This window comes from Variovorax sp. P4_B10 (assembly GCF_056402375.1).
This window is the reverse complement of the sequence record NZ_JBFUHN010000011.1, coordinates 107,401-113,791: the sequence shown is the minus strand read 5'-3', so window position 1 is coordinate 113,791 and position 6,391 is coordinate 107,401. Positions and strand designations below refer to the sequence as shown.

Genomic DNA, 6,391 nt, shown 5'->3' with positions numbered 1-6,391 from the left:
GTGCTGGCCGATCAACCAGTGCTCTGAGCGATCACGCCGATGGGGTGCCTTGCGCAGCGAAATAAAGGAGGAGGCCTGCGGCCCTAGGCCGCGCCGGGGGACATTCGCGGAGCAAGGTACCCCGTCGGCGTGAGCGCGCCCTGAACAACAAGCCTCAAACACAACGCATCGAGTCGAAAAGCGCCCCGTAGTGGAAGTCATTGAAGACTCCCCGACGAAGTAGCGTGGCGCATGATCTCGCCCGAGTTGATGGCTTCGCCCTCCAGCGTGGCCACGATGGCGCCGCCCGAGAACACCGCGACGCGATCGCACATCCCCACGATCTCGGGCAGCTCGCTCGAAATCATCACGATCGATTTGCCCTGCCGCGTGAGTTCGTGCATCAGGCTGTAGATCTCGGCCTTCGCGCCCACGTCGATGCCGCGCGTGGGCTCGTCGAAGATCAGCACCTCGCAGGCGTGGCCGAGCCAGCGCGCGATCACCACTTTCTGCTGGTTGCCGCCCGACAGCGTGGCCACGCGCGTCTCGATGCCCGGTGCCTTCACGCCGACGCGCTTCGAGAGTTCGCCGGCGGACTGCTGCTCCGATTTCCGGTTCACCAGACCGCCGCGCTTGTGCTGGCCGAGGTTGTTCATCGAGATGTTGAAGCGGACCGTGAAATCGGTGATCAGCCCCTCGACCTTGCGGCTCTCGGGCAGCAGGCCGATGCCGTTCTCCAGCGCCTGCGTCGGGTCGTTGAGGCGCACGGGCTTGCCGTTGCGCAGCACGGTCTTGCGATGCACGCGTTCGGCGCCCATCATTCCCAGCGCGAGTTCGGTGCGGCCCGAACCGACGAGCCCCGCGAAGCCGAGGATCTCGCCCTCGTGCAGGTCGAAGCTGTTGATCGGCCCGCCCTTGGCCAGCTGGATCTCGGGCACCTCGAGCACCTTGCGTCCGCGCGGCGCGGGCTGCGGCTTGGCCGGAAAGTTGTGCTCGATCCTGCGGCCGACCATCATTTCGACCAGCGCATCCACATCGGTCGCTCCCACCTCCGCATGGCCCGCATTGGCACCGTCGCGCAGCACGCTGATGCGGTCGCACACCTCGAAGATCTCGTCCAGGTGGTGCGAGATGAAGATCATCGCCACGCCCCTGGCACGCAGCTCGCGCATGATCTTGAACAGGTGCCCGGCTTCGTTGGGCGTGAGCGTGGCGGTCGGTTCGTCGAGCACCAGCAGCCGCGCCTTCAGCGACAGCGCCTTGCCGATTTCCACGAACTGCTGCTGCGCCACCGAGAGCCGGCAGATCGGCGCGCCGAGGTCGATCTGCACGCCGAGCTCGTCGAACAACGCGCGGGCCGACCGCCGCATCGCCGCCTTGTCCATCAGCCCGAAGCGATTCTTCAGATAGCGGCCGAGAAAGATGTTCTCCACCGCGTTCAGGTACGGAATGAGGCTGAACTCCTGGAAGATGATGCCGACGCCCGCCGCGATCGCGTCGTTGTAGCCTGCGAATCGGCGTTCGCTGCCCTCGATGAAGATGCGCCCCTCGTCGGCCTGGTAGATGCCGCCGAGGATCTTCATCAGCGTCGACTTGCCCGCGCCGTTCTCGCCGAGCAGCGCGTGCACCTCGCCCTTGCGGATCGAGAGGTCGATGCCCGAGAGCGCCTTCACGCCCGGAAAGCGCTTGGACACGCCTTCCAGCCGGAGCATTTCTTCGCCTTCCGTGGAGGTCATGGCCTGGCCCGGTTACCAGGTGAAGGTCTTTGCGCCTTCGGCGTCGATCAGCTTCACGTCGACCGGCACCGCGGCCGGCACGTTCGCGCCCCACTTCTTCGCGAGCGCAATGCCGATGGCCAGGCGGATCTGGTCGCGCGGGTACTGCGCCGTGGTCGCGATGAACTTCGAGCCTGGCTTCTGCATCGCCTTGATGGCTTCGGGCGCGCCGTCCACGCTGGCGAGCTTCACGTCCTTGCCGCTGGCCTCGATGGCCGCGAGCGCGCCCATCGAGCCACCGTCGTTCACGCTGAAGATGCCCTTCAGGCCCTTGTTGGCCTGCAGGATGTTCTCGGTGACGGTGAGCGCGGTGGCGCGCTCCTGCTTGCCGTTCTGCGTGCTGACCACCTTGATGCCGGGGTACTTGGCGAGCGCTTCGCGGCAGCCCTTCACGCGCTCCAGGATCGGCACGACCGGAATGCCGTCGAGGATTGCCACGTCGCCCTTCTCGCCGATGTTCTTCGCGAGGTACTCGCAGGCGAGGCGGCCGGCGTCGGTGTTCTTCGAACCGACGAAGGAATCGACCGGGCCCTGGGCGTTGGCATCCACCGCCACCACGATCAGCCCCGCCTTCTTGGCCGAGCGCACGGCCGACTGCACGCCGGTGGAATCGGTCGGGTTCAGCAGCAGGATGTCGACCTTCTTCTGGATCATGTCTTCCACGTCGCCGATCTGCTTGGCCACGTCGTGCCGGGCATCGGTGGTGACCACCGTTGCGCCGATGCTGGCCGCGGCTTCCTCGAGCGCCTGCTTCATCGTCACGAAGTAGGGGTTGTTGAGTTCCTGGAAGGTCATGCCGATGCGCAGCGGCTGCTTCGGCGCCTGCGCCTGTGCGGCGGATGCACCGCAGACCAGTGCGGCGGTGAGGGCGGTGGCCTTGAGAAGGTTCTTCATGATGGCTGTCTCCTGGAGGTTGTGACTGTCTGGAAAAAAACGCGGACAAAGGCTCGCCCCACGCGGCGCCCGAGGCGCCGCGCCGGCGACGGCGCGGGGAACCCATGAAAGCCGGCTACGGCGGGCTGGCGGCACGCGAGGCCGCGGCCTGCATGCGGTGGAAGCTGCGGAACTTGGTCGGCGGCATGCGCTTGTGCAGCAGGAACTGCCGGTTGAAGTTCGAGACGTTGTTGAAGCCCACGTCCATGCAGACGTCGAGCACCGGCTTCTCGCTGTTGGTGAGCAGCTCGCAGGCGCGGCTGATGCGCAGCCGGTTCACGTAGCGCACGAACGATTGGCCGGTGTGCTTGCGGAACGACCGCGAGAACGCGCTCGGGCTCTGGCCCACCAGCTCCGCCAGCATCGGCTCGCGCAGGTCGTCGCCGAGGTTGGCCGCGATGTGCGCCAGCACGTTGTTGATGGCGTGCGACATGAAGGCCTTGGGGTCGGGCTTGAACGCGGGGCTCGCGAGCCGTTGGCGGTTGTTGCCGTCCACCAGCAGTTCGAGCAGCGAGAGCAGCAGGATCACGCGGCGGAGGCCTCGCGCTCCGAGCAGCGACTCCATGATCGGCTTCGCCGCGATGGCGGTCTCGGCCGAGAACAGCAGGCCCGAGCCCGATTCGGCCAGCAGCGGCGCGATGCGCTGGAACTCGGGAAAGGCGGCGGCCATGTTCTTCGCCAGCTCGGCCGGAAACTGGATCACGATGCCGCGCCGCTCGACGCTCTGGCCTGCGGGCACGTCGCTGATCCAGTTGTGCGGCAGGTCGGGGCCCATGAGCACGAGGTTGCCGGGCTCGAAGTGGCCGACGTGGTCGCCGACGAAATAGACGCCGCGCGTCTCGACGATCAGCTGGATCTCGTATTCGGGATGGAAGTGCCAGCGCACCGTGCGATACGGATAGCCGTGCGCCCAGGCGGTGAACGATTCGTCCCCGCGGACTTCGACGATTTCCAGATCAGGCTGCATGGGCGTTCCTTTTCCTTTTTGTCTCTTTGCCGTGGTTGGCGCCGTGCGACAACGTGGGGCGGACTGTACGAATCGCCCAGGACGCCAACAACCAGAGATAGCGCCCGAAATTGATACTTTTTTGACCTTTGCGCAAGCTGGCGGGCAAAGGCATTGCATTGCAGCAAATCTCCTTTCTCCTCGGGAGAGAGGGTGCGGCGCGCGGCGATTGCTGCGGTGCAAAAAGACCCGAAGACGCCGCGTCAAGAATTCATAGGTGTTTTCCCGCCCCGCGGAGGGCGGGCGGCGGCACGGCACACTCTGGCGCCATGACGAACACCTCTTCTTCCCCTGTCGTGCCGACCGCTGCGGGGCCGCTGGCCGGCCTCAAGGTCGTCGAGCTCGGCCAACTGATTGCCGGCCCTTTTGCCGCACGCACGCTGGCCGACTTCGGCGCCGAGGTGGTCAAGATCGAGCCGCCCGGCGCGGGCGACCCGCTGCGCACCTGGCGGCTGCTGAAGGACGGCACCTCCGTCTGGTGGCAGGTGCAGTCGCGCAACAAGCGCTCGCTGGCGCTCGACCTGCGCGAACCCGAGGCGCAGGCGATCGTGCGCCAGCTCGCGGCCGAGGCCGACGTGCTGATCGAGAACTTCCGCCCCGGCGCGATGGAAGGCTGGGGCCTCGGCCCCGACGCGCTGCTGGCCGCCAACCCCGCGCTCGTCATGCTGCGCATCAGCGGCTACGGCCAGACCGGCCCCTACCGCGACCGGCCAGGCTTCGGCGTGGTGGCCGAGGCCATGGGCGGGCTGCGCCACCTCACGGGCGAACCGGGCCGGGTGCCGGTGCGCGTGGGCGTGTCGATCGGCGACACGCTGGCTTCATTGCACGGCGTGATCGGCGTGCTGATGGCGATGCAGCACCGTCACGCCACGGTCAGCGCCGAATACCCGAAAGGCAAGGGGCAGGTGATCGACGTGGCGCTCTACGAGGCGGTCTTCAACTGCATGGAAAGCCTGCTGCCCGAATACGGCGCCTTCGGTGCGGTGCGCGAGGCGGCCGGCAGTGCGCTGCCCGGTATCGCGCCGACCAATGCCTACCGCTGTGCCGACGGCGGCTATGCCATCGTGGCGGGCAACGGCGACAGCATCTTCCGGCGCCTTATGGCATGCATCGGCCGGCCCGATCTGGCGGCCGACCCGGCGCTGGCCGGCAACACGGGACGGGTGGCGCAGGTGGAGATGCTCGATGCCGCGATCGGCGACTGGGCTGCCGCGCGCACGGTGGACGAAGTGCTCGCCGCACTGGCTGCCGCACACGTGCCGGCCGGCCGCATCTACACGATCGCCGACATCGCGGCCGACCCGCATTACGCGGCGCGCGGCATGCTGCAGCAGGTGAACATGCCCGACGGCAGCGCGCTCGCGGTGCCCGGCTTCGTGCCCAAGCTGTCGCTCACGCCGGCCAGCCACCGGCACAACGCACCGGCGCTGGGGGCGGACACCGATGCGGTGCTGAAGGAGATCGGACTGAGCCCCGAGCAGATCGCCGCGCTGCACGCGCGCGGGATCGTCGGTTGACTGGCGTGGGCTGGGTCAGCCCCGAAGGGATTCGATCAGGTCGATGTACTTCTGCTTCGCCTCGTCGGCGCTCGCACCCTTCTGGGCGGTCCACGCGTCCCACTTGGCGCGCGCGACGATGTCGCTGAAGCTGGGCTTCTTGGCGGTATTGTCGCCTTCGGTGGCCTGCTTGAAGAGGCCGTAGATCTTGAGCAGCGTGGGGTTGTCGGGGCGCTCGGCCAGGAGCTTGGAGTTGGCTTGGGCGGCTTCGAATCGGGCGTTGAGGTCGGACATGGGAAATCAAATTGAGAACCAGGGACCGCGCATCTTAAATTGAGTGGTACCCATTGGTACCGGGAGGCTCAGTCCCTCAACCCCGCCCGCGCCAGCTCGACATCCAGCCGCTCCCGCGCATCCGCCGGCTTCAGCGCCGCGGCCTTCTCGTAGAGCCGCGTGGCCTCGCCCATGCGCGAATCGCCATGCAGCATCAGCAGCGCGCGGGCGTATTCCATCATCCCGGCGGGCGAATGCGGATGCAGGTCGAGCCCCCGTTCGAACAACTCCACCGAGGTCTCGGCGCGCACGCCGTACGTCATGCGCCCGACCAGCGCGCCCACCTTGTCGATCACCTCGGCATGGAAGGCGGCCAGCGCGACGTGCGCGTCGGCGTGGCTGGGCTGCAGCTCGATCACGCGCTCCAGCGCGCCCTTGAGCTTGGTGCCCAGGCCCTGCGCCAGCGCGCGCGCCACGCTGATGCCCTGGCTGTAGCGCCCCAGCGCATAGGCCTGCCAGTAGAGCGCCTGGCAGTTTTCCGGTTCGGCGATGGCCTGTGCACTGGCCCGCTCGATCACCTGGCGGAACATCGAGAGCCGGATGGCTTCGCGCGGTTCGAGGTAGTTGGCGTAAATGGCGGTGGCCTGGTTGGCGAGCACCAGCCCTTCGGCGCCGTGCAGCAGGCCGATGGCGGCGGCGCGTTCGAATTCGCCGCTGTGGTACAGCGCCCAGCCTTCGGCCAGCGGCGCGCCGGCGTCCGGCGGCGGCAGGTCGTGGCCGGCATGCAGGCGCGGCCAGTGCGGCAGCACGCTGCGGGCGTCGAAGCGCGGCACGTCGGCGTAGGGCAGGGGCGCCCAGGGTTCCGCGTTCGCGGCAACCGGGTTGGCGGACATCAGCGAGAGCGGTTTGAAATCGGGGTGGGGCATGGT

General features: G+C 67.6%; 6 protein-coding genes. 1 reads left to right on the top strand and 5 read right to left on the bottom strand.

Annotation, left to right across the window (positions count from 1 at the left end; genetic code table 11):
- Positions 1-197 precede the first annotated feature (197 nt).
- The 3 genes from AC1DXX_RS08175 to AC1DXX_RS08165 all read right to left on the bottom strand — a co-directional run bounded on the left by AC1DXX_RS08175 (position 198) and on the right by AC1DXX_RS08165 (position 3,654).
- Positions 198-1,715, bottom strand: a complete 1,518-nt coding sequence (locus AC1DXX_RS08175) for a sugar ABC transporter ATP-binding protein (RefSeq protein ID WP_478133676.1) — start codon at positions 1,713-1,715, stop codon at positions 198-200.
- A 12-nt stretch (positions 1,716-1,727) separates the two neighbouring features.
- Positions 1,728-2,648 (bottom strand): ABC transporter substrate-binding protein, encoded by a 921-nt coding sequence (locus AC1DXX_RS08170; RefSeq protein WP_478133675.1) that lies wholly within the window; start codon positions 2,646-2,648, stop codon positions 1,728-1,730.
- A gap of 115 nt (positions 2,649-2,763) precedes the next feature.
- Positions 2,764-3,654 carry a helix-turn-helix domain-containing protein gene (locus AC1DXX_RS08165; protein WP_478133674.1) on the bottom strand — a complete coding sequence of 297 codons (891 nt, stop codon included), beginning with the start codon at positions 3,652-3,654 and terminating at the stop codon, positions 2,764-2,766.
- 308 nt (positions 3,655-3,962) lie between these two features.
- Here AC1DXX_RS08165 and AC1DXX_RS08160 point away from each other — a divergent pair, with 308 nt between their 5' ends.
- Complete coding sequence (locus AC1DXX_RS08160) at positions 3,963-5,210, top strand: CaiB/BaiF CoA transferase family protein (protein ID WP_478133673.1); 1,248 nt, start codon at positions 3,963-3,965, stop codon at positions 5,208-5,210.
- A 15-nt stretch (positions 5,211-5,225) separates the two neighbouring features.
- Here the strand turns inward: AC1DXX_RS08160 and AC1DXX_RS08155 are convergent, their stop codons facing one another.
- Together AC1DXX_RS08155 and AC1DXX_RS08150 are read right to left on the bottom strand one after the other, a co-directional pair.
- A complete protein-coding gene (locus AC1DXX_RS08155; RefSeq protein ID WP_478133672.1) occupies positions 5,226-5,483 on the bottom strand; it encodes an acyl-CoA-binding protein in 258 nt (85 codons plus the stop codon).
- A 68-nt stretch (positions 5,484-5,551) separates the two neighbouring features.
- Entirely contained in the window at positions 5,552-6,388 is an 837-nt protein-coding gene (locus tag AC1DXX_RS08150) for a hypothetical protein (RefSeq protein WP_478133671.1), read from the bottom strand.
- Between the last annotated feature and the right edge of the window lie 3 nt (positions 6,389-6,391).